The organism is Gordonibacter urolithinfaciens (genome assembly GCF_900199375.1).
Classification (GTDB): domain Bacteria; phylum Actinomycetota; class Coriobacteriia; order Coriobacteriales; family Eggerthellaceae; genus Gordonibacter; species Gordonibacter urolithinfaciens.
In genome coordinates this window covers 603,642-624,078 of sequence record NZ_LT900217.1, presented here as the reverse complement: position 1 = coordinate 624,078, position 20,437 = coordinate 603,642, and the positions used below count along the sequence as shown (strand labels likewise).

Sequence of the window (20,437 nt, the reverse complement as noted above, 5' to 3'; positions counted from 1 at the left end):
TGTCCCCAAGGCGCCCGGTGCATCGAAAACGCTGGGAAGGTGAGCTGATGCCGAGGTTGGCGTTGCGGTGAAGGAGGCGGTATCGTGAACGAAAGAAACGGTAGGGGCAATCTTCCCGCCTGGGAGGATCCGTCTGGCCGGTACGGTGCCGACGAGCGCTGTGCGAGCGCACACCCGGCCCCGGATGCCGGGTGCGGGCGTGCTGGGAGGGGAAGCCCGGACGAGCGCTCTGCCACCGTGGGCAAGCTCTTCTTCTGCGAGGTGATGGGCCATCTCGAGTGCCTGGTGGGCCTGCCTCCCGAGGCCTACCTCGACCTCATGGCCGAAGGTTTCGGCCCCGAGGAGGTGGGCCTTACGGTGCGGCGGGCGGGCGACGGGGGGTTCTTCAAGGGCGATCCGCCCGTGCGTATGTGGGGCGAGCTTTTGGTGGCGAAGGTCGACGGAGCGGAAAAGTACCAGGTGAGGATTTCCGGTGCCGAAGTGAAGCGGCTGCAGGCCGCCGGCTATCGCGACCTCGACGAGGTGCGGGTGGGCTTCGAGAAGCTGCCCCACACCAGCCCGTCGCGCGAGCTTTGCCCCGATGACTTCGACGTGAACCGCTAGGATACGTGCTGTAGCCGGCATCCAGTATGCCGGCTACGGGGTTCCATCCCCTTCCTTTCGCGAGGCTCTCGGGTCTTCCGGCTCCCTGGGAGGCTGTAGGCGTCTCGGTTTGCGCAGGCCGCGGTCGTCATCGTAGAGGAGGGTGATGGACTTTTCGTGCGGCTCGTCAACGAAAGGGTCGCACAGCCCGAGCGCCGTCACCACCGTCATGAGATGGTAGCAGCTCGTCACGTTGAAGCGCTTCTTCAGCGTGTTGATGTGCATGCGCACGGTCGATTCGGATATGCCGAGCGCGCAGGCGATCTGCTTCGGCGAATACGAGCGCGACAGCAGCTCGACGATTTCCCGCTGGCGCTGCGACAGCACAGGCGTCATTGAATCGGGGCCGCGCACCGAGTCTATGACGAGCATCTTTCCGCTGATGGCGGCCTTGTTAGGATCGGCAGCCCAACGCGGCTCGAACTCCGTGTGTATGACATGGAGAAACGACGCCATATCCTCCATCTGGCACGTGAGGATAAACTCTCCGTCCGCGCTGTACACGCTAAGGGTCAGCATCGTCGTGTTCCCCGTCCCCGAGAGGTTGTCCCCGTCGTTGTTTTTCGCTTCGAGTATAGGGGGGTTGTCGAAGAAAATGCAAGCTATCAAAATTGCCAGAACCTCGCGAGGGCGTCGACGTACGCGGGAGGCGGCGAATGCGAGGCGACCCGGCACGGGTGCCGGGTCGCCTGGGGGAATCGATGGGGAAGGGGTGCGACGCGGTGTCGTGCCCTCTGAGCGTCCTAGCCCAGCAGCTTCTCCGCGTAGGCCAGTTTCACGCAGCACACGAACACGTCCATGGCGGCGTCCAGCTCGGCGAGCGGGGGCAGGGTGGGAGCGATGCGGATGTTGCTGTCGCGCGGGTCCTGCTTGTAGGGGTAGGTAGCGCCGGCGCCGGTCATGGTCACGCCGGCCTCCTTCGCCAGGCCCACGACGCGCTTCGCCGTGCCCTCGGGGGCGTCGAACGACACGAAGTAGCCGCCGCGCGGGCTCGACCACGAGCAGCCGCCCACCTCGGTCAGGCCCTCGTCCAGCTTGCTCACCACGAGCTCGAACTTCGGGCGCAGGATGGCGGCGTGCTTGGCCATGTGGGCCGCCAGGCCGTCGGCGTCCTTCAGGAACCTCACGTGACGCAGCTGGTTGAGCTTGTCGTAGCCGATGGTGCCCACGCCCATGCGCTTCTTGATCTCGGCCACGTTGTCGGGGCTGGCCGCGATGGCGGAGATGCCCGAGCCGGGGTGCGTCACCTTCGACGTGGAGGCGAACTTGAAGTAGCGGTGAGGGTTGCCCGCCTCGCGGCACGCCGCGCCGATGTCGAGCAGCTGGTCCTGGTCGGCCGCGTCGTCGTAGAGATGGTGCACGCAGTAGGCGTTGTCCCAGAAGATGCGGAAGTCGTCGGCCGCGCACTCCATGGCGGCCAGGCGGCGCACCACGTCGTCGGAGTAGGTCACGCCGCCAGGGTTCGAGTACTTCGGCACGCACCAGATTCCCTTCACGGAGGCATCGCCGGCCACGAGGCGCTCCACCTCGTCCATGTCGGGGCCGTCGGCCGTCATGGCCACGGGGATCATCTCGATGCCGAACGCCTCGGTGATGCCGAAGTGGCGGTCGTAGCCCGGCACGGGGCAGAGCCACTTGATGCCGTCGTACTGGCTCCACGGCTTGGAACCGAGCGTGCCGAAGTCGAGGCAGCGGGCCACGGTCTCGTACATGAGCGAAAGGCTGGAGTTGCCGCCCACGACGATGTTCGCCGGGTCCTCCTCCACCATGCACGCCATGAAGCGCTTCGCCTCGGGCAGGCCGTCCAGCACGCCGTAGTTGCGGCAGTCCGTGCCGTCCTCCGCGCGGCAGTCCTCGGCCGTCGTCACCGTGGCCAGCATGGGCATGCTCAGGTCGAGCTGGTCGGCCCCGGGCTTGCCGCGTGCCATGTTGAGCGCGAGGCCGCGCGCCTTGATCTCGGCGTACTGCGCCTCCAACTCGGCCTTGAGGGAGCCGAGCTCGTCTCCGGGCAGGTCCGCGTACGTTGTCATCGTGTGCATCCTTTCGCTCTGTGCTGCCAATTCCACCAGCCAGTATACGACTTGGCATCCTACGCGTCGACCGCGATTGCGTCGGGACGCGGATTTCCCGCGTGAACGTGCGGGAAGGTAGGGGCAGGCAGCGGGGGCCTCGGGAGGAAGCGCGTCCGCGGGAGGTTCGGCTTGAGGCGGCTGATGGGGAGGGAAGTAGGTCACGAGGCAGCAATTGGCTGCAAGAACGGCGCCGCGTAGCGGGCGACGGCAGGGCAACCCGGCGGAAACCGCCGTGTCGCAACTGCAGGGACTCCGGGTGCGCCGGGCGCACGTCGCCTACGATGCGGCTGACGTTACCCGGACGGCCGACGGCGCGCCGCGCTGCCGGCCCGGCGAAAGGAGGCAGGACATGCCCATACCCGACCCTCGCGGCAACGAGAAGAAGGAGACGTACATCTCCCGCTGCATGGAGCACATCACCCGCTATGAGAAGGACAAATGGCCCGACCAGGACCAACGCGCCGCAATCTGCTATTCCACCTGGGATCGCTGGCAGAAGGACCACGGCCATCCCGAGAAGGCGGAGAAGTAGCTGCGTTCGCAGGCGACCACGCCTGTCTGCCGCCGTCCCGCATCGGCCGCCTCCCGCGCGACTGGGCGCGGGAGGCGGTGGTACGACTGTCGGAACGTCCGCCGACCCGCGGTTGCGCAGGCCAACGCGCCGGGGCTCAGGCGCTTCGGCGCAGCGCGTCCCGGAGCGGCCGGTACGCCTCCACGAGGTCGGCCAGGCGCATGCGGGCGTTCGCGGGGCTCGTGGAGGGCAAGCCCACGTGCGGCACGCCCGGAAGCATGCCTGCACAGAAGCGCCGGTAGAGCCCCGTCGCCTTCGAGCCCGTGGTGAACACGGCTTCGAGCGGCGCGGCCAAGCCGATGCGCGAGAGGTCGTTCGGGCGGGCATTGGAAATGGAGGCATCGGAGGCGCCCTCGATGGTGCACGAGGCCAGCACGTCCCACAGCGCGACGCGCCGCTCCAACATGAACGCCGCGCGTGCCTCGTTGCCGAGGGGCTCCGGCTCTTCGAACAGCGCGGCCATCACCTTCCAGAAGCGGTTCTGCGGATGCGCGTAGTAGAAGCCCGCCTCGCGCGACTTCGGCGACGGCATCGTGCCCAGCACGAGCACGCGCGACCGGGCATCGAAGATCGGTTCCAACGGGTGCTCGATATGCGTCGGCTCCATGGCGGCGCGTCCCGCTAGGCGCGGCTCGGCAGCTCGAGCGAGGTCTCGGCCAGCACGTGGCCGCGGATGGCGCGGCGGAACTCGTTTAGGTAGTATCCCTCGGCCAGGTCCAGCTCGCAGTCGAGCGCATACACGGTCAGCGTGTAATCGTGCGTCTTGTCAGGCGGGTACGGCCCGGCGTAGCGGTGGATGATGCGCGGGTCGGTATGCGAACCTGCCAGCGGCGACCAGTCGCTGTTCGATCCCTGCACGCACGGCACGGCACCCGAGGCGCTCGCGTTCTCGGGTATGAGGCGCGTTTCGGCGGGGAAGTTGCAGGCTATCCAATGTATCCAGCAGAAGCCGCCCACGGGGATGGCGTCCCAGTCCAGGAACGTGAGCGCCAGGGATCGCGTGCCCTCGGGCACGTCGTCTATCGACAGGGGGAACGATACGCACGGGTGCCCGTCCAGCATCGCGTCGGCCGGCGCGTGCTTGCCGTACCGGTCGGGGAGGAGGCCGTTTTCCAGGCTCACGGAGATGTTCATGCCGCATGCTCCTTTCGCGGGGAGTGAAGTGCCCCTATTATACAAAAGGAGGGCCCGAGGCCCTCCTTGCGAAACCAGGTTGAAACGGTGCGGCCTAGAACTGCAGCGCGCAGGTGAAGTCGGCCCACGACAGCGGGTCCGTGTCGCGCACGTACGCGTTGAAGGTGGGGGCGTGCACATAATGCGACCCGCCGTAGCTCACCGCGATGCCCACGTGGCCGGGGCGGTACAGCACGTCGCCCGGGCGCGCCTCGGAAATGGGCACGCGGTTCTTCGCGCAGGCGTACAGCGACTCGGTGTAATGGGGGAGCGAGACGCCCACCTGCAGGTACGCCCAGCGCACGAGCCCGGAACAGTCGAACGCGTTCGGGCCTTCGGCGGCCCATACGTACGGGCAGCCGATGCGGCTCATGGCGTAGTCCACGACGGAGCCGTAGTTGCCCACGGAGCCGCCACCGCCACCGCCGCCGCCGTTGTTGTAGACGGGGGGCACGTACGTATTGTTGCTGTTGCTGCTCGGCGCATTGTAGCCATTGTTGTTGTTCTGCGCCTGGCGGGCGGCCTCTTCGGCCGCGGCCTGCTCGGCTGCGGCACGCGCGGCGGCTGCCTGCTCTTCGGCGAGCAGCGCCTGCGCCTCGGCGTCCAGGGAGTTCACCAGCTCGGTGGCCTGGGCGACCTTCGCCTCGGCCTCGGTTTGGATGACCTTCGCCTCGGCGGCCTTGTCGGCGGCGATCTTCTCTTGGCGGGCGTACTCGTCCTTCGACGCCTGCAGCTCCTCGCGCAGGGTCTTCGTCTCGTCGACCATCTGGCCGTCGTTCTCGTTCATCTTGTTCAGCAGGTCCCAGTTCTGCGTGAACTCCTCGAACGAGGTCGCGCCCATGACAAAATCGAGGAAGTTCGACGAACCGGAGCGGTACATGCTGCGCGCACGCGTTCCCAGCTTGTCCTGAAGATCGGCGATCTTTCCGTTGGCTTCATCGATTTTGACCTGCTCGGCTTCCATGGCAGCCTGAGCAACCTCTTGCGCGTCGAGCGCCTGCTTGTAACTGTCGGCGGCGGCTTCGAGATCCGCCTGAAGGCCGACGAGCTGGTTGCGGACGGCGTCCGCCTCGGCTTGCTTCTCCGCAGCCGTCGCCGCGAATGCGGTCGTCGGAGCTACGATCGATGCGGCACCGAGCATGACGGCACCGCCAATGAACGCTCGCCTGCTGAGTCCGTTTGTATGCTCTCTCATTCGAAGACCTCCTGAATTGAGCACGTAGTATGTGTGGGCAAAAGCAGTGCGCATCATAACACGTTTGCGCAGATGGACAAAAATTGTTGTGAACGCGTTTCATAAACCCAGATCAACGATGGGGGTTTTCCAAGCCGAGGACGCGCAACCGTTCCGAGGACGTCAAACGAAGGCAAACAAGCCGTGGAACAGGGGAAATAGATGACCACAACGTATAGGGAAGCATGACCTATATATAGTAGGGAACCGGTTGCCCAACCAGCAAGGGCGAACCCGCGGCAGTCGCCAGGACGTTGCGCGCCCTATGCGAGGATGCATCCGCACCAAATGACTGGCGCGGCCTCATGTCCGGCAGTACGGCCCTTCTTCCGTCGTTCTCCGCATCATACCGCGCAAAATGGATGCAGAGGCCTTACTCTATAAATATAGATGGGCCTTCGGCAAAACGATGACGCTCCCGCCTCGGGAAATTTTTTTACGCCGCATAGGGCGGGGGAGGAGGGGGACCGCAAGCGTTTCCCCACGAAAAAGGAGGAATCGTGGAGACACGCCCGGGGGCGTGTAGGTAGTTGACACGCTGGTGATCCTAGCGTATTATTCATCTGCTCGCGCGTTCGGAACTACCGAAACACGCGGCAGGCAGCTTGATAAATACACATGAATTGAGCGAAACAGGGGCGTGTGCCCGAGTGGTTAAAGGGGACGGGCTGTAAACCCGTTAGCTATGCTTACCTAGGTTCGAATCCTAGCGCGCCCACCATCTAATCGCCTGTGTAGCTCAGCAGGTAGAGCACTTCCTTGGTAAGGAAGAGGTCGTCGGTTCAAGTCCGATCGCAGGCTCCATTTTCTAACATGGCGGTGTAGCTCAGTTGGTTAGAGCACACGGTTCATACCCGTGGCGTCACTGGTTCAAATCCAGTCACCGCTACCATTTTGATTATTCCGCGTCCGTTTCCGGGCGCGTCATTATTTTGTTTTGACTTTCGCGCAAGCGAAACCTTGATAAGGAGGATGAAACATGGCTAAGGAGAAGTTCGAGCGTTCCAAGCCGCATGTTAACATCGGCACCATCGGCCACGTTGACCACGGCAAGACCACGCTCACGGCCGCCATTTCCAAGACGCTGTCCGAGAACGACGGCAGCCACGGCTCCGCCCGCGCCGACTTCACGGCCTTCGAGAACATCGACAAGGCTCCCGAGGAGCGCGAGCGCGGCATCACGATCTCCATCGCCCACATCGAGTACGAGACGGATTCCCGCCACTACGCTCACGTCGACTGCCCCGGCCACGCCGACTACGTGAAGAACATGATCACGGGCGCGGCCCAGATGGACGGCGCCATCCTCGTTATCGCCGCCACCGACGGCCCGATGGCCCAGACCCGCGAGCACATCCTGCTCGCCCGTCAGGTCGGCGTTCCCTACATCGTCGTGTTCCTGAACAAGTGCGACATGGTGGACGACGAGGAGCTCATCGAGCTCGTCGAGATGGAAGTTCGCGAGCTGCTCGACAGCTACGAGTTCCCGGGCGACGACACCCCGATCATCCGCGGCTCCGCTCTGAAGGCCCTCGAGGGCGACAAGGAGTGGCAGGAGAAGGTTTGGGAGCTCATGGACGCGGTGGATTCCTACATCCCCACGCCGGAGCGCATGGTCGACAAGCCGTTCCTGATGGCCGTCGAGGACACCATGACCATCACCGGCCGCGGCACCGTTGCCACCGGCCGTGTGGAGCGCGGCACGCTCCATGTGAACGACCCGCTGGAGATCATCGGCATCAAGGAGACCCAGAACACGGTCTGCACCGGTATCGAGATGTTCCGCAAGCTGCTCGACGAGGCCCAGGCCGGCGACAACATCGGCTGCCTGCTCCGCGGCATCAAGCGCGAGGAGATCGTGCGCGGCCAGGTTCTCTGCAAGCCCGGTAGCGTGACCCCGCACACCGAGTTCGAGGGCCAGGTCTACATCCTGACGAAGGAAGAGGGCGGCCGCCACACGCCGTTCTTCGATGGCTACCGTCCGCAGTTCTACTTCCGCACGACGGACGTGACGGGCGTTGCCCACCTTCCCGAGGGCACCGAGATGGTCATGCCGGGCGACAACGTGGAGATCAAGGGCGAGCTCATTCACCCGATCGCCATGGAAGAGGGCCTGCGCTTCGCTATCCGCGAGGGTGGCCGCACCGTTGGCTCCGGCCGCGTGACGAAGATCATCAAGTAACACCGCTTCACCAGTAACGCGGGGTCCGCTCCGGCGGGCCCCGCCCTTGAGAATTCATGTGTATGCCGATTACGTTATCAAGCTCGACACGTAAGCGATAAGAGGAGAATTCATGCGCACGTTGGTCACTTTGGCCTGCACTGATTGCAAGCGCCGCAATTACACGACCAAGAAGAACAAGCAGAACAATCCTGATCGCATCGAGTTGAAGAAGTACTGCAAGTGGTGCGGTCATCACACGACGCACAAAGAGACTCGATAGCGTTATCAGGGTAGGACAAGCAATAGGCCAGTAGCTCCAATTGGTAGAGCGGCGGTCTCCAAAACCGCATGTTGGGGGTTCGAGTCCCTCCTGGCCTGCCAGCTTGTTAATCTTGAGCAGCTTGCATTCAGGTTGCTTGTTCGAGCAGCTTGGAATCAGGCTGCTTGTTTGGCGTTTAGACGGATAACGATTTTCCCGGTTTTCTCGGGCGAAGGAACCAGATGGCGAAGAAATCGAAAACACAGCGCGCAAAGGCCTCGGCCGCACGCGCCGCACGAAAGGCGCAGGCCCTCGAGGCCGAGAGCGCCGCAGTCGAGGCGAAGGATATCGCCGAGGCCGATGCCGCCGCGGAACCCAAGAAGCGGTTTTTCAAGAAAGCCGACAAGGCCGAGACCCCTGCCGCCAACAAGCAGGACAAGGGCAAGATAGAGAAGAAAGCCGAGAAGAAGGTCGAGAGCAAGCCCAAGAAGCGTCGTTTCGGCTTCCTCAAGGACGTGCGTGCCGAGATGAAGCGCGTGACGTGGCCCACGAAGAAGGACGTGCTCCGCTGGAGCGTCGTCGTCGTGGCCGCGCTGCTGTTCTTCGGCGTGTACGTGGCTCTTCTCGACAACGTCATCATCACACCGGTTCTCGTGGGCATCTCGAGTTTGGGGGCTTAAGGACATGTCGAAGAAATGGTACGTCCTGCACACCTACTCGGGCTATGAGAACAAGGTGAAGAAGAACCTCGAGACGCGTATCGAGACCATGGGCCTCGAGAACAACGTGTTCGCCATCGAGATCCCCACCGAGATGGTGACGGAAATCAAAGAGGGCGGGCGCCGCGTCGAGAGCGAGAAGAAGGTGTTCCCGGGCTATGTGCTCGTCCGCATGGAGCTTGACGACCGCAGCTGGGCGGCCGTGCGCAACACGCCGGGCGTCACGGGTTTCGTGGGCAGCCAGGGCAACCCGGCTCCGCTGACCCGCGACGAGTACAACAAGATCATGGGCATGCGCTCGGACAAAAACCGTCCCGGCACGCCGAAGAAGACGTCCTCCTCCATCGAGGTGGGGCAGTCCGTCAAAGTGGTTTCCGGACCGTTGGCGGAGTTCGACGGCGTGGTCTCGGAGGTGTCCCCCGATGCCGGCAAGGTGAAGGTGCTCGTGTCGATCTTCGGGCGCGAGACTCCCGTGGAGCTCTCGTTCGACCAGATCGCCAAGATTTAGCGAACATCGGCGGCGTCGCGTGCCCGCGTGGACCGGGGCTTCTCATTCGACATATGCCGCTGTGTTGATAGATTGATTTTCGAAACGTTATGATCAGCTGAAAGGGTAGTTATCATGGCTGAAAAGAAGCAAACCGGCTTTATCAAGCTGCAGATCCCCGCGGGTGCCGCGAACCCGGCTCCTCCGGTCGGCCCGGCGCTGGGCGCCCAGGGCGTCAACATCATGCAGTTCTGCCAGGCGTTCAACGCCCAGACGCAGGACCAGTCCGGCACCATCATTCCGGTCGAGATCACGGTGTACGAGGACAAGTCGTTCACGTTCGTGTGCAAGACTCCGCCGGCGGCCATCCTCATCAAGGAGAAGCTGGGCATCAAGAGCGGCGCGGGCATCCCGCACATGCAGTCCGTGGGCACCCTCACCGAGGACCAGCTCCGCGAGATCGCCGAGATCAAGCTGCCGGACCTCAACGCCAACACGATCGAGGCCGCTATGGAGATCATCGCCGGCACGGCTCGTTCCATGGGCGTGCGCATCGAGGGCCGCGAGATGAAGATCAAGTACGTGCCTTCCAAGAAGGTTGCCGCCATGCTGCAGGGCAAGACGCTTGAGGACGAGGACTAGTCCTTCGGCGAACCAAAGCGCAAACACGGCCGTCCGACCGGGCGGGCGTTTGAGCGATAAAAGGCAGTGGAAGGGCGCGCCATGTGCCCGCTACGAACCACGAAAGGAACCAACATGACGAAACTGTCCAAGAACTACCGTGCTGCGATCGAGAAGATCGGCGAGGAGGCCTACGCGCCGCTGGCGGCTATGAACCTGGTGAAGGAAGTCTCCACCGCCAAGTTCGACGAGACGGTGACGGTCGACTTCCGCCTGGGCATCGATACCCGCCAGGCCGACCAGCAGCTCCGCGGCACCGTGAGCCTGCCGAACGGCTCGGGCAAGACGGTCCGCGTGGCCGTGTTCGCCGAGGGCGAGGCTGCCCGCGCTGCCGAGGAGGCCGGCGCCGACATCGTGGGCTCCGACGAGCTTATGCAGCAGATCCAGGCCGGCGAGTTCAACTTCGACGCCGCCGTGGCCACGCCCGACCAGATGGGCAAGGTCGGCCGTCTCGGTAAGATCCTCGGCCCCCGCGGCCTCATGCCGAACCCGAAGCTCGGTACCGTCACCAACGACGTGGCGAAGGCCATCAACGAGCTCAAGGGCGGCCGCGTGGAGTACCGTGCCGACCGTTACGGCATCGCGCACGTCATCATCGGCAAGGTCAGCTTCACGGCCGAGCAGCTCGCCGAGAACTACGGTGCCGTGTACGACGAGATCATTCGCATGAAGCCGGCTGCGGCCAAGGGCAAGTACGTGAAGTCCGTCACCGTGTCCGCCACGATGACGCCGGGCGTGTCGGTCGATTCCAGCGTGACCCGCAACTACACGGAGGCTGGCGAGTAGCCGAGCGCACGAAGCCGAACGCTTGAAGAGAAGGGAGTCCGCAAGGGCTCCTTTCTTTTTGGCCTGATACGCGAACAGATGTTTCACGTGAAACATCGTAAAATGAAAAAATGAGAAAGTGCGGCGGAGTTCGACGCCGGTCTTTCTCGCGGGCATTCTCGCACGCTCTCGTCAACGCGATCTCAATGTGATATCATATTCGTATCACCTTGCGGTGCGAGGGTGCGGACGGGCGCATAGGGCGTCTTGTTCGGGAGAGAAAGGAACCGTCATGTCCGATAAGACCGCGCGTGCGACCGGCGGCGCGTCCGTCGAGAAAACCATCCACGCAAGGAACGGCTGGCCCCTGCTGCTGCTCACGTTCGTTCTCGCAGCCGCGTGCGTCGCCTGCATCGTGGCCGGGGCGACCATGCTGCCGCCCGAAGACATGCCCCTCGCCACGCCGGCCCACACGATGGGCGTGGTGCTGTTGGTCGTGGGCATCGTCGTGCTCTGCGTGGGGCCCCTGTTGATGCTCATGGGCTTCTTCACCATCCAGCCGAACCAGGCGCGCGTGCTCATCCTGTTCGGCGACTACAAGGGCACGGTGCGCGACGAGGGCTTCCACTGGGCGAACCCGTTCTACTCGCGCTCGGCCGGCAGCACCGTCGATGCGCGCACTGGAAAGAGCACGCCGCTGTCCACGAAGGTCTCGCTGCGCGCCCGCACGTACAACGGAGAGCACCTGAAGGTGAACGACAAGTGCGGCAACCCCATCGAGATAGCCGACGTCATCGTCTGGCGCGTCGAGAACACGGCGAAGGCTCTGTTCGACGTGGACGACTACAACTCCTACGTGCACACGCAGAGCGAGACGGCGCTGCGTCACGTGGCCACCACCTATGCCTACGACCAGATGCCCGGAGAGCCTGAGGGCGAGATAACGCTGCGCAGCAACATCGAGGAGGTGTCGGCCGCTCTCAAGGAGGAGCTGGCCGTGCGCCTGGAGAAAGCCGGCGTGGTGATAGACGACGCGCGCCTCACGCACCTGGCCTATGCGCCGGAGATCGCCCAGGCGATGCTGCGCCGCCAGCAGGCGGACGCCGTGATAGCCGCGCGTGAGAAGATCGTGCAGGGCGCGGTGGGCATGGTGGAGATGGCGCTGGGCGAGCTGTCGCGCAAGAACGTGGTAGACTTGGACGACGAGCGCAAGGCCGCTATGGTGTCGAACCTCATGGTGGTGCTGTGCGGCGAGTCCGACGCCCAGCCCGTGCTGAACACGGGGACGCTGTACCAGTAGGGAAGGGCGGGCGCCCCGCGCGTTTGCCGGGGCGCCCGCGGTGTGAGATATGGCGAAACGCAAACAATACCCGCTGCGCGTCGACCCGGCTCTCTGGGAGGCTGTCGAGCGCTGGGCTGCGGACGACCTGCGCAGCGTCAACGCCCAGGTGGAGTTCATCCTCCGCCGCGCGCTGAAGGATGCCGGGCGACTGAGGCCGCCGGGCGGCGAAGACGGGGGAGAAGGCCGGGAAGAGGCGTAGGGCACGGGCTCTTCCCTTGCCGCCACCTGCGGGCGAGCCCGGCCCGACGGCAAGGGAAGAACCCTTGTCCTACAGAAAACAGGGCGCCCGGTGGGCGCCCTGTTCGCTTGCTGACGGTGGGTGGTGCGCTTACGCGAGCACGGCCTCGCGCTCTTCCTTGGTCTGCTTCTCGACCTCGTGAGCCTTCTTACCGTAGCCCTGCACGCGGGCGAGCTTGGTGTCGTCCTTCTTGCGGCTGCGGAGCTCCGGGATGGGGCTCTCGGCGTCCTCGGAGCGGTAGTCCTCGCCGTCGCGCTCGATGAGCTGGCGCACGGCCTCATGACTCGGCACGTCCTGGACGCGGCCGTTCACCGTGTCGTTCCACTCGAAGAAGCGGAAGTCGCTCGGCACGTCGTCGATGTCGACGAACTCCTCGTCCTGCGCGGTGAGGGTGACCTGTTCGGCCAGGACTTGGCGCACGTAGTCCTTCGTGGGGTGGAAGTCCAGAAGCTCGGGGAACTCGCCGGCGGGAATGATCTGCTGCCACTCGGTGTCCTCGTACTTCTGCAGCAGATCGCAGGCCATGGAGAGATGCATGCACTCCTGCTCGAAGTGCATCTCCCACATCTTCTTGACGCGGGCGTCCACCTCGGTCTCGTAGAACGAGTAGTACAGGTAGCATTCCTGGTACTCGTGCCACAGCAGCATCTCGAGCCAGCTCATGGACGGGTCGATGAGCGAGCCGTAGTGCGTCACGTGCTGTTCCTCGACCATGCCGATCTCCTGGTAGAGGTCGCGGCCAGGTCCCTCGGGCACGGTGTTGCCCAGGTTCATGTAGAAGTTCATCGTCTGCTGCTCGCCTGCGGTGAGGATGAGCGCGCCGAGCGTCGTGCGGATGTCGCCGGTCTTGGAGTTGCGCGGCATGCGCACGGAGTCGAACGGGTGGCGATGGTGCGCGATGGTCGGGCGGCCCGGGGTGATCTCGATGGTGTCGCGCACGAGCTTGTGCGCGGGGATGTCCTCGTCGAACTTGAGCTGGTCGGCGTAGCGGTACAGGTGGTCGAAGTCCTCGAGCAGAGCGAAGTCCATGCAGGACTTGGCGTACTCGTCGGGCTCGTGCATGGCGAGCCACGCCGTGAGGTCGACCGCCAGCTGCTCGTAACCGATGGTGAGCTCGAGTGTGGATTCGTTGCTCGGGCTCATCCAGTTGATGCGCTTCTGCTGCTCCTGCTCCATGCGACGGCACAGGGCCAGGTCGCGGCGCAGGTCGTTGTTCTCGCAGTGTCGGTTGAAGTTGTGGCCGAACATCGCCGCCTCAACCTCGATGCCGTTCATGAGGATGATGCGCGCCTTGGTGTAAGGGTCGGCTTCGAGCTTGTCGTAGGGCTTGACGGCGAGCTGCTTCCAGTTGGGGACCATCTCCATCAACGACTTCTTCGGCTTCTGCTCAAACGGGTTCATAGAGCCTCCTTCTTTGCTGGTACGGTGCGCTCCGGCTCGTCGGCGCGGACGCGGATTCCCCTCCATGCTAGAGGGGCGCACAGGCGCTCCAGGGGGCGTGCGCGCAGGCGTTTTCCGAGCGTGGGGGATGCGTAACGGGGTGGAAAGGGAGTGCTATACTGGTCGGCAGCAAACAGACGCGACGTGCGGAAGGTGTGGGCGAGGCATGATCATCAGGAAGTCACCGGCCGAGATAGAGGCCATGAAGGAGGCGGGCCGCGTATCGGCCAAGGTGCTGCGCGAGGTGGGGGCGCGCGTGCGGCCCGGCGTGTCCACGCTCGAGCTGGACGAGCTGGCCGAGGCGCTCATCCGCGCGGAGGGCGGCATCCCCGCGTTCAAGGGCTACGGCGGGTTCCCCGGCTCCATCTGCGCTTCCGTCAACGAGCAGATCGTCCACGGCATTCCATCGGCGGGCGTCGTGCTGCAGGACGGCGACATCATCTCCATCGACACGGGCGCCATCGTCGACGGCTGGGTGGGCGACAACGCCTGGACCTATGCCGTCGGCCGCATCTCGCCGGAGAAGCAGCGCCTGCTGGACGTGACGGAGAAGTGCATGTGGGCCGGTCTCGAGGCGGCACGTCCCGGCAACCACTTGGGGGATATCGGGCATGCGGTGCAGAGCATCGCCGAGGCCGAGGGCTTCGGCGTGGTGCGCGAGTACGTGGGGCACGGCATCGGCCGCGACATGCACGAGGATCCGAACGTGCCGAACTTCGGCCATCGCCACACGGGCGTGAAGCTGGAGGCCGGCATGGTGCTGGCCATCGAGCCCATGATCAACCTGGGTACCCACAAGACGCGCCAGATGCCGGACGGCTGGCTGGTGTGCACGCGCGACGGGCTTCCCTCGGCCCACTTCGAGAAGACGGTCGCCATCACCGAGGACGGGCCTGTGGTGCTCACCTGCGAGGAGGGGCACCGGCGCCCGGTTTAGCCCGCGAGGACGCCGCGGCCGAACGAGAGCACGACGCCGGCGTAGATGACGGTTTCGATCATGCCGAGCACCAGGAAAAGGACTCTGAGGTTGTGGGGGTCGTCGATGCCGTGCACGAGCCCTTTGGCGAAGAGCGCCTCCGCCTTCCAGGAGGCGAGCATCAAGAGGAGGTTGGGAAGGGCCAAGAGGCACGCTATGCGCAGCAGCTCGTACTTGGAGCCATAGCGGTCGATCGTGCCGTCGGGGCCGACGTGCATCGCGACGGTGTCCGGCAGCGAGCCCAAGGATGCTGCCGCCACGGCGAGCGGCGTGATGCACAGAGCCAGCCAGACTGCCCATTCCCAAGCCTTCATTCCCGCCCCTTCTCTTTGCGGCCTCTCGAAAGGGGATGGCCCCGTTCGAGATATCCCCTATTTCAGCTGCTTGCCGTTCGTGTCCCAGTAGAAGCGCTTGAACTTGGGGATCTGGTTCACGTGCATGACGCGCGCCCAGAAATTGTGCGCGAGCGAGTCGGGGGCGTAGTGCAGCGGGTAGGGCTCGGGCGTGCGGCGCAGCACGTCGAGGGCCTGCTGGAGGCGCGTGCGGTTCTCCATGGAGCGGTCGAACACATAGCGCGGCACGCAGGAGTAGACGAAGGGGTCGTAGGCCTCGCGGTAGTCGATGGTTTCGCCCAGGATGAACTCGCGCACGATGAGCTCCACGAAATTCTGGCCGCCCAGGCTCATATAGTACGTGTTGCGGCCGCAGCGCGTGTTCACCTCGAAGAAGCGGAAGCTCCCGTCCCGTTCGTCGTACTTGATGTCGAAGTTCGCGAAGCCACGGTAGCCGACTTCCTTGAGGAAGCGCCGCGCGCCGTCGATGATAGCCTGCTCCCGCTCGCCCATGATGCAGAGCGGGTTGCCGAGCGCGGTGGGGTCGTGGTCCTGCAGGCACACGACGCCGCCGGACACCACGCGCAGCTCGCCCGACGCGTCCGAGAATGTGGTGAGCGTGCGGATGGCATCGTCGCCGCCGGGGATGAAGTCCTGCAGCACCAGCTCGTTATTGTAGTCCGACGTGCGGATGCTGCGCCAGACCTGCGCCAGCTCCTCGGGGCTCTCTATCTCGTAGATCTTTCGCCAGCCCTCGATGGTCGCTTCCTGGAATTGCGCCGAATTCGACGGCTTCGCGATGAGCGGGTAGGGGAAGTCGTGCACCGGCAGCTCCTCGGGGCCGTCCGTGCCGCACGAGAAGTACCACGTGCGCGGGTAGGGGATGTCCAGCTGCTCGCACAGCTCGTAGAAGCGGCGCTTCTGCGTGATGTCGTCGAGCAGGGCGAAGTCGAGGTAGGGCACCGTGTAGCCGGCGGCCTCGAGGCGCGGCTTGCCCGACGAGAGCATGCGCGCGTGACAGTCGTCGCAACCGAGCACGAGCAGCACGCGCTCGGGGTCTGCCGCGCGCACCTCGGCGGCCACGCGCTCGAGCGCGTCGTAGAGGCCCTCCGGGTCGTGGACGTTCGGCTCCAGGCGGTAGTCGGTGAAGCGGCTGGTCGAGAGCATCTTGATGTCGTGCGCGGCCAGCACGATGGTGCGCTCCACGCCGTAGGCGCGGTGCAGCTCGCGCACGTAGCTGTACGCGAGGATGTCGCCGCCCACCACGACGGGCTGCAAACGGCGCGCCACGTCGGCGGCCGAGGCGATGCGGGGGGAGTTGTCGGTCATGTTCGGTGAATCTCCTTCGTATGCGGTCTGCGTCGCATTATCCCACACCAAGGAGCTCTTGCAGGTCGCTGCACGATTTCTTCGCCTTCTTGGGCTAGGCGGGTTCGTTCGTTTCAGGAGCAGTTGAAGACAGGGTTGTGGACCAACGTCAATCGGCGTTAAGCCTGAGCAATATCTTCTCGCCGTCGGCAAAAACTTGCATTGGTTTGTGGAAAGCAGCAAAGACGGTTTCGATATTGTTTTGGAATGGCGCGATGCAGCTGTCTTTTCGCCTGGCGAGGGTCTTAACATCGTTTTTTGTCAACCTGTCTTTGATGCCTTCAAGGGCATTTCCGCCGTCTGTAAGGAGTTCGTCCATAGGGCTCTTTTTCAGCGCGGGCATAGATCCGAAAGCTCTTCCAAGCCCCTTGCCTGCTGTGGCCACGCCGCCAAGCAAGCCTGCGCGCACGGATGAGCGAGATCGGCTCTCAATGTACTCGGATGCTTCTGTGTAAAGCTGCTTGTAGCTCAACGAATACTTTTCGAGTTTGGTGCGTACGCTCGTCAAATAGTCTTCTTCGAAATTTTCCAGCAACATCACTTCAAGGAAAGTCGAGAAGCCGTAGAGATAGAGCGCTGCTTGGTAGTTTCCGAAATCACCATCCAACTTGGTGAGCTTGCTGGCAACCTCGCTGCTCGTGAGAATAGTTTTCTTGCTGGACATGTTCCGTTCTGCTTTTGATCGGTAAAACTCGATATCCTTTTCAGCATCGCGTCTGATGTCCAGAACCTGCTGGTGCCTTGTACTCCGATAGCGTTCGTTGCCGACGTTGTGCTTGTAGTTGTTCATGATGTCGGCGAGCGTGTTCATGTTTCCTTTAATCGAGGCTTTCTTATCCTCTTCCAGGAAATCGACGATCCGTTCAGATATTTCACGGATATCTTTCAGCTGGTTCTCGATACCTGCGAGCGCTGCGCTCAGCATGAGCATGTAAGGGTCTATAGCGCTCGCCGCTTTTGCGACATCGGCAGGAACGAGGCCGGCTTGTCCCACTATGCCCGATTCACCTACGACGGATGTAAGGTATTTTCCAGGATCGTTTTTGAGCTCGGCAAGAGATCCCGAATAGCCACGCCAATCGATCCTAAACAACTGCTCGCGTGCGGTGGTTGCGCTCTGGGCTAAGGATCCGAGTGTGCCGGCAAGCGACGAGAGGGCCATGCCGCCTGTGGCCAGATCGGCAAGGGAAAGTTCGAAGAGACCTCTTTCCTTGGCAGATTCTCGCGGGAATGAAGGAATGATTTCGACGTTCATCATCGACTTTACGATTTCTTGAGATTCGGTGCTCTCGCTCATTCGGCGTACCTTTCCGTTTTTGCGCTGCTTCAGTAGGCGCCGTCGGTCAAATGGCCTCCTAACTGGCGTTCATGCCTCATTATAGGTCTCATGAACCGGTAATGCGCAGCTTTCGTGGTGGTCTCGTCCTGACCGTCGCCGCCCTTGCCGGCAAGGAGATTTTGGTCGTAGGGCGCGACCAACGCAGACAAAAGAAAGCCCGCTGAGAAGATGCCTCCTCTGGGAGGCATCTCGCTTCTAGGGGAGGGGCTGCTTTGAAACGCGAGCTGGTGTTTCTAGCAGAAGATTTCTACGAAAACGATGCGGAGCCTGACTGGAAGGAGATCGAGCACAAGGTCGACAGACCGTACATGGTTCTGCTCGTGAAGATCGAGGGAGCCATATGGGGTCTTCCGTTTCGCTCTCACATCAAGCACGGCCACGCCGCACGAGTTCGAGGCCATTCGCGGTCAGGAACGGCGCATCCATCAAGGGTTCGTCTCGCACATTAGGGCGTACAAGCATGCACGGAAAAGCGTTCATCCTCGGTGTGCGCAGATGATTCGCTATTCAACGCTGCAGAACTACGAGAATCCGCTCTTTTCGCAGGACTGATGGGGTTTCCATCGCCGTTCTTGGGGTTTCGCCGCGCGTGGCGTATCATACCGAAGGATACGGACGAACCGTGCCGCGCCGTTGCGCGCAAGGGCACGCACGCAAAGGAGAACCAGCCACATGTGCGGATTCGTGGGATTCACCGCGGTCGACTACGACCAAGAGGCCAACCAGGCCATCGTTAAGGACATGGCCGATCGCATCGCCCACCGCGGGCCCGACGACGAGGGCTTCTTCGTGGACGACGACATCGCGATGGGCTTTCGCCGCCTGTCGATCATCGACCTCGAAGGCTCCCGCCAGCCCATGCAGAACACCGACGGCACCGTGACCGTCACGTTCAACGGCGAGATCTACAACTTCCAGGAGCTGCGCGCCGAGCTCGAGGCGATGGGCTACACGTTCGTCACGAACGGCGACACGGAGACCATCGTCCACGGCTACGAGGCGTGGGGCACGGACGTGTTCGAGAAGCTGCGCGGCATGTTCGCCATCGCCATCTGGGACGCGCCGAAGAAGCGCCTCGTGTGCGCGCGCGACCTGTTCGGCATCAAGCCGTTCTACTACCAGCACGTGGGCGCGCGCCTCATCTACGGCAGCGAGATCAAGGCGTTCCTCGCGCATCCGGCGTTCAAGAAGGAGCTCAACCGCGAGCAGCTGCCGCAGTACCTGTGCTTCGAGTACATGAACGACTCGCAGACCATGTTCAAGGGCGTGCACAAGCTGCTCCCCGGCCACTTCATGGTGTTCGAGGACGGCGAGCTGCGCACCGAGTGCTTCTACAAGATCACCTACAAGATCGACGACTCGAAGTCGCTCGACGAGTGGGCCGACGTCATCGTGGGCGCGTTCGACGAGTCGGTGGCGGCGCACGAGATCGCCGACGTCGAGATAGGCAGCTTCCTGTCGGGCGGCATCGACAGCTCGCTGGCCGCGTACTGCATGGGGCAGCACGCGCCGGACATCAAGACGTTCTCGGTGGGCTACGACATCGGCTGCGAGGACAAGCTGGCCGAGATCGCCGCGCAGTCCGACTTCGAGATCAAACTGAACGAGCTGGAGGACGCCGAAGAGTTCGCGAAGTGGGCCAACCTGCCGAACTGGCAGGTGAAGGTGGACGCGCAGGAGTTCCTCGACATCGTGCCCACCGAGCAGTACCACATGGACGAGCCCCTGGGCGCGCCGAGCGCCATCCCGCTGTTCTTCGTGAGCCGCCTGGCGCGCGAGCAGGTGAAGGTGGTGCAGTCGGGCGAGGGCGCCGACGAGCTGTTCGGCGGGTACTGGATCTACCACGACCAGTTCGAGTTCGGCAAGTACTTCCGCGTGCCGCGCCCCCTGCGCGCCGCCGCAGGCGCGGTGGCCGAGAAGCTCCCCTCCTTCCACGGGCGCCGCTTCGCCATGCGCGGGTCGGGCGGCCCCGAGAAAAGCTACCAGCGCGCGAGCATGAACTACATGTGGGACGAGATCCCCAACGTGCTGCGCGATTACGACGGCCCCTGCAAGCCGTGGGAATGGTGCAAGCCGCACTTCGACGAGGCGGCGAAGCAGGACATCGACATCATCACGCAGACGCAGTACGTTGACATGGTGAGCTACATGCCCTTCGACATCTGCCTGAAGGCCGACAAGATGTCCATGTCGCAGTCGCTCGAGCTGCGCGTGCCGTTCTTGGACAAGAAGGTGCTCGACGTGGCGCTGCAGCTGCCCACGGCCTGCCGCGTGGACGACGACCACGCGAAGTACGCGCTGCGCGTGGCCGCGAGCAAGCTGGGCTTCCAGAAGAAGGTGGCGAACATGCCGAAGCAGCCGTTCATCACGCCGCTCACGGTGTGGCTGCAGACCGACCTGTACTACGACCGCATCAAGGAGGCGTTCACGAGCGAGGCCGCGCACGAGTTCTTCAACGTGGACTACCTCGTGCAGATGCTCGACGACCACAAGTCGGCCGACTTCTCCACGGTGGAGGGACGCGGCAAGCTCAAGATGATGCGCATCTGGAACATCTACTGCTTCCTGTGCTGGTACGAGGTGTTCTTCGGGAAGTCGAGCGAGAAGCTGGCGCCGAAGACCCAGGTGGCGTAGC

Annotated in this window: 22 protein-coding genes and 4 tRNA genes; 17 read left to right on the top strand and 9 right to left on the bottom strand. The window is 63.4% G+C overall.

Translation table 11 applies throughout. The features are described 5' to 3' along the window. The first annotated feature begins 84 nt into the window (after positions 1-84). The gene (locus tag BN3560_RS02760) at positions 85-603 is read left to right on the top strand and encodes a hypothetical protein (RefSeq protein ID WP_123649890.1); all 519 of its coding nucleotides are present in this window, start codon (positions 85-87) and stop codon (positions 601-603) included. A gap of 33 nt (positions 604-636) precedes the next feature. Here BN3560_RS02760 and BN3560_RS02755 read toward each other — a convergent pair whose 3' ends face one another. Together BN3560_RS02755 and BN3560_RS02750 are read right to left on the bottom strand one after the other, a co-directional pair. Next, the gene (locus BN3560_RS02755; RefSeq protein ID WP_123649891.1) at positions 637-1,161 is read right to left on the bottom strand and encodes a helix-turn-helix transcriptional regulator; all 525 of its coding nucleotides are present in this window, start codon (positions 1,159-1,161) and stop codon (positions 637-639) included. 224 nt (positions 1,162-1,385) lie between these two features. Beyond that, the gene (locus BN3560_RS02750) at positions 1,386-2,672 is read right to left on the bottom strand and encodes a PLP-dependent aminotransferase family protein (RefSeq protein WP_096226942.1); all 1,287 of its coding nucleotides are present in this window, start codon (positions 2,670-2,672) and stop codon (positions 1,386-1,388) included. 391 nt (positions 2,673-3,063) lie between these two features. Between BN3560_RS02750 and BN3560_RS02745 the strand changes: the two genes are divergently transcribed. Further along, positions 3,064-3,246, top strand: coding sequence for a hypothetical protein (locus tag BN3560_RS02745; protein WP_015539795.1), 183 nt, complete (start codon positions 3,064-3,066; stop codon positions 3,244-3,246). A gap of 136 nt (positions 3,247-3,382) precedes the next feature. Here BN3560_RS02745 and BN3560_RS02740 read toward each other — a convergent pair whose 3' ends face one another. From BN3560_RS02740 to BN3560_RS02730, 3 genes are all read right to left on the bottom strand, one after another. Further along, positions 3,383-3,892 carry a DNA-deoxyinosine glycosylase gene (locus BN3560_RS02740; protein ID WP_096226941.1) on the bottom strand — a complete coding sequence of 170 codons (510 nt, stop codon included), beginning with the start codon at positions 3,890-3,892 and terminating at the stop codon, positions 3,383-3,385. A 14-nt stretch (positions 3,893-3,906) separates the two neighbouring features. After that, positions 3,907-4,419, bottom strand: coding sequence for a YbhB/YbcL family Raf kinase inhibitor-like protein (locus BN3560_RS02735; RefSeq protein WP_096226940.1), 513 nt, complete (start codon positions 4,417-4,419; stop codon positions 3,907-3,909). Positions 4,420-4,513: 94 nt separating this feature from the next. Continuing rightward, positions 4,514-5,653 (bottom strand): coiled-coil domain-containing protein, encoded by a 1,140-nt coding sequence (locus BN3560_RS02730; protein ID WP_096226939.1) that lies wholly within the window; start codon positions 5,651-5,653, stop codon positions 4,514-4,516. 675 nt (positions 5,654-6,328) lie between these two features. Between BN3560_RS02730 and BN3560_RS02725 the strand changes: the two genes are divergently transcribed. The 12 genes from BN3560_RS02725 to BN3560_RS02670 all read left to right on the top strand — a co-directional run bounded on the left by BN3560_RS02725 (position 6,329) and on the right by BN3560_RS02670 (position 12,308). Continuing rightward, positions 6,329-6,413: transfer RNA gene (locus BN3560_RS02725), tRNA-Tyr, on the top strand. Between the two features lie 7 nt (positions 6,414-6,420). Next, positions 6,421-6,496, top strand: a tRNA-Thr gene (locus tag BN3560_RS02720). 11 nt (positions 6,497-6,507) lie between these two features. Beyond that, positions 6,508-6,584 (top strand) — tRNA-Met (locus BN3560_RS02715). 87 nt (positions 6,585-6,671) lie between these two features. Beyond that, positions 6,672-7,874: an elongation factor Tu gene (tuf, locus tag BN3560_RS02710; protein ID WP_087191850.1), complete on the top strand. Its 1,203-nt coding sequence runs from the start codon at positions 6,672-6,674 to the stop codon at positions 7,872-7,874. Between the two features lie 112 nt (positions 7,875-7,986). Continuing rightward, complete coding sequence (gene rpmG, locus BN3560_RS02705) at positions 7,987-8,136, top strand: 50S ribosomal protein L33 (RefSeq protein WP_041239432.1); 150 nt, start codon at positions 7,987-7,989, stop codon at positions 8,134-8,136. Between the two features lie 24 nt (positions 8,137-8,160). Beyond that, positions 8,161-8,237 (top strand) — tRNA-Trp (locus BN3560_RS02700). Positions 8,238-8,357: 120 nt separating this feature from the next. Then, positions 8,358-8,795, top strand: coding sequence for a preprotein translocase subunit SecE (gene secE / locus BN3560_RS02695; RefSeq protein WP_015539792.1), 438 nt, complete (start codon positions 8,358-8,360; stop codon positions 8,793-8,795). A gap of 4 nt (positions 8,796-8,799) precedes the next feature. Beyond that, on the top strand, positions 8,800-9,342 hold the full coding sequence (nusG, locus tag BN3560_RS02690; RefSeq protein WP_015539791.1) for a transcription termination/antitermination protein NusG: 543 nt from the start codon (positions 8,800-8,802) through the stop codon (positions 9,340-9,342). Between the two features lie 114 nt (positions 9,343-9,456). Then, complete coding sequence (rplK, locus tag BN3560_RS02685) at positions 9,457-9,963, top strand: 50S ribosomal protein L11 (RefSeq protein ID WP_087191848.1); 507 nt, start codon at positions 9,457-9,459, stop codon at positions 9,961-9,963. 114 nt (positions 9,964-10,077) lie between these two features. Then, positions 10,078-10,788: a 50S ribosomal protein L1 gene (rplA, locus tag BN3560_RS02680; protein ID WP_015539789.1), complete on the top strand. Its 711-nt coding sequence runs from the start codon at positions 10,078-10,080 to the stop codon at positions 10,786-10,788. Between the two features lie 271 nt (positions 10,789-11,059). Further along, entirely contained in the window at positions 11,060-12,067 is a 1,008-nt protein-coding gene (locus BN3560_RS02675; protein WP_172623275.1) for an SPFH domain-containing protein, read from the top strand. A gap of 49 nt (positions 12,068-12,116) precedes the next feature. Then, positions 12,117-12,308: a type II toxin-antitoxin system antitoxin gene (locus BN3560_RS02670; RefSeq protein WP_096226938.1), complete on the top strand. Its 192-nt coding sequence runs from the start codon at positions 12,117-12,119 to the stop codon at positions 12,306-12,308. 129 nt (positions 12,309-12,437) lie between these two features. Here BN3560_RS02670 and BN3560_RS02665 read toward each other — a convergent pair whose 3' ends face one another. Next, positions 12,438-13,748, bottom strand: a complete 1,311-nt coding sequence (locus BN3560_RS02665; RefSeq protein ID WP_096226937.1) for a hypothetical protein — start codon at positions 13,746-13,748, stop codon at positions 12,438-12,440. A 205-nt stretch (positions 13,749-13,953) separates the two neighbouring features. Here BN3560_RS02665 and map point away from each other — a divergent pair, with 205 nt between their 5' ends. Beyond that, on the top strand, positions 13,954-14,724 hold the full coding sequence (gene map / locus BN3560_RS02660; RefSeq protein ID WP_096226936.1) for a type I methionyl aminopeptidase: 771 nt from the start codon (positions 13,954-13,956) through the stop codon (positions 14,722-14,724). Here the strand turns inward: map and BN3560_RS02655 are convergent. The 3 genes from BN3560_RS02655 to BN3560_RS02645 form a co-directional block, all read right to left on the bottom strand. Then, positions 14,721-15,077 (bottom strand): DUF1648 domain-containing protein, encoded by a 357-nt coding sequence (locus tag BN3560_RS02655; RefSeq protein ID WP_096226935.1) that lies wholly within the window; start codon positions 15,075-15,077, stop codon positions 14,721-14,723. The two genes, map and BN3560_RS02655, sit on opposite strands and share 4 nt — an antisense overlap. 57 nt (positions 15,078-15,134) lie before the next feature. After that, positions 15,135-16,424 carry a carboxylate--amine ligase gene (locus BN3560_RS02650; RefSeq protein ID WP_096226934.1) on the bottom strand — a complete coding sequence of 430 codons (1,290 nt, stop codon included), beginning with the start codon at positions 16,422-16,424 and terminating at the stop codon, positions 15,135-15,137. A gap of 148 nt (positions 16,425-16,572) precedes the next feature. Beyond that, positions 16,573-17,760 carry a hypothetical protein gene (locus BN3560_RS02645; protein WP_096226933.1) on the bottom strand — a complete coding sequence of 396 codons (1,188 nt, stop codon included), beginning with the start codon at positions 17,758-17,760 and terminating at the stop codon, positions 16,573-16,575. A gap of 254 nt (positions 17,761-18,014) precedes the next feature. Between BN3560_RS02645 and BN3560_RS14245 the strand changes: the two genes are divergently transcribed. Both BN3560_RS14245 and asnB read left to right on the top strand, forming a co-directional pair. Next, a complete protein-coding gene (locus BN3560_RS14245) occupies positions 18,015-18,251 on the top strand; it encodes a hypothetical protein (RefSeq protein WP_123649892.1) in 237 nt (78 codons plus the stop codon). A gap of 223 nt (positions 18,252-18,474) precedes the next feature. Beyond that, positions 18,475-20,436, top strand: a complete 1,962-nt coding sequence (gene asnB / locus BN3560_RS02640) for an asparagine synthase (glutamine-hydrolyzing) (protein WP_096226932.1) — start codon at positions 18,475-18,477, stop codon at positions 20,434-20,436. Position 20,437 lies beyond the last annotated feature (1 nt).

Excerpts from the sequence above, each read along its gene's own strand:
- rplA (WP_015539789.1), top strand. The coding sequence starts at position 10,078 with ATGACGAAACTGTCCAAGAACTACCGTGCTGCGATCGAGAAGATCGGC.
- BN3560_RS02670 (WP_096226938.1), top strand. The coding sequence starts at position 12,117 with ATGGCGAAACGCAAACAATACCCGCTGCGCGTCGACCCGGCTCTCTGG.
- rplK (WP_087191848.1), top strand. The coding sequence starts at position 9,457 with ATGGCTGAAAAGAAGCAAACCGGCTTTATCAAGCTGCAGATCCCCGCG.
- rpmG (WP_041239432.1), top strand. The coding sequence starts at position 7,987 with ATGCGCACGTTGGTCACTTTGGCCTGCACTGATTGCAAGCGCCGCAAT.
- BN3560_RS02755 (WP_123649891.1), bottom strand. The coding sequence starts at position 1,161 with ATGCTGACCCTTAGCGTGTACAGCGCGGACGGAGAGTTTATCCTCACG.
- tuf (WP_087191850.1), top strand. The coding sequence starts at position 6,672 with ATGGCTAAGGAGAAGTTCGAGCGTTCCAAGCCGCATGTTAACATCGGC.
- BN3560_RS02665 (WP_096226937.1), bottom strand. The coding sequence starts at position 13,748 with ATGAACCCGTTTGAGCAGAAGCCGAAGAAGTCGTTGATGGAGATGGTC.
- nusG (WP_015539791.1), top strand. The coding sequence starts at position 8,800 with ATGTCGAAGAAATGGTACGTCCTGCACACCTACTCGGGCTATGAGAAC.
- BN3560_RS02655 (WP_096226935.1), bottom strand. The coding sequence starts at position 15,077 with ATGAAGGCTTGGGAATGGGCAGTCTGGCTGGCTCTGTGCATCACGCCG.
- BN3560_RS02745 (WP_015539795.1), top strand. The coding sequence starts at position 3,064 with ATGCCCATACCCGACCCTCGCGGCAACGAGAAGAAGGAGACGTACATC.
- BN3560_RS02650 (WP_096226934.1), bottom strand. The coding sequence starts at position 16,424 with ATGACCGACAACTCCCCCCGCATCGCCTCGGCCGCCGACGTGGCGCGC.
- BN3560_RS02750 (WP_096226942.1), bottom strand. The coding sequence starts at position 2,672 with ATGACAACGTACGCGGACCTGCCCGGAGACGAGCTCGGCTCCCTCAAG.
- map (WP_096226936.1), top strand. The coding sequence starts at position 13,954 with ATGATCATCAGGAAGTCACCGGCCGAGATAGAGGCCATGAAGGAGGCG.
- BN3560_RS02735 (WP_096226940.1), bottom strand. The coding sequence starts at position 4,419 with ATGAACATCTCCGTGAGCCTGGAAAACGGCCTCCTCCCCGACCGGTAC.
- BN3560_RS02740 (WP_096226941.1), bottom strand. The coding sequence starts at position 3,892 with ATGGAGCCGACGCATATCGAGCACCCGTTGGAACCGATCTTCGATGCC.
- BN3560_RS02675 (WP_172623275.1), top strand. The coding sequence starts at position 11,060 with ATGTCCGATAAGACCGCGCGTGCGACCGGCGGCGCGTCCGTCGAGAAA.
- BN3560_RS02730 (WP_096226939.1), bottom strand. The coding sequence starts at position 5,653 with ATGAGAGAGCATACAAACGGACTCAGCAGGCGAGCGTTCATTGGCGGT.
- asnB (WP_096226932.1), top strand. The coding sequence starts at position 18,475 with ATGTGCGGATTCGTGGGATTCACCGCGGTCGACTACGACCAAGAGGCC.
- secE (WP_015539792.1), top strand. The coding sequence starts at position 8,358 with ATGGCGAAGAAATCGAAAACACAGCGCGCAAAGGCCTCGGCCGCACGC.
- BN3560_RS02645 (WP_096226933.1), bottom strand. The coding sequence starts at position 17,760 with ATGAGCGAGAGCACCGAATCTCAAGAAATCGTAAAGTCGATGATGAAC.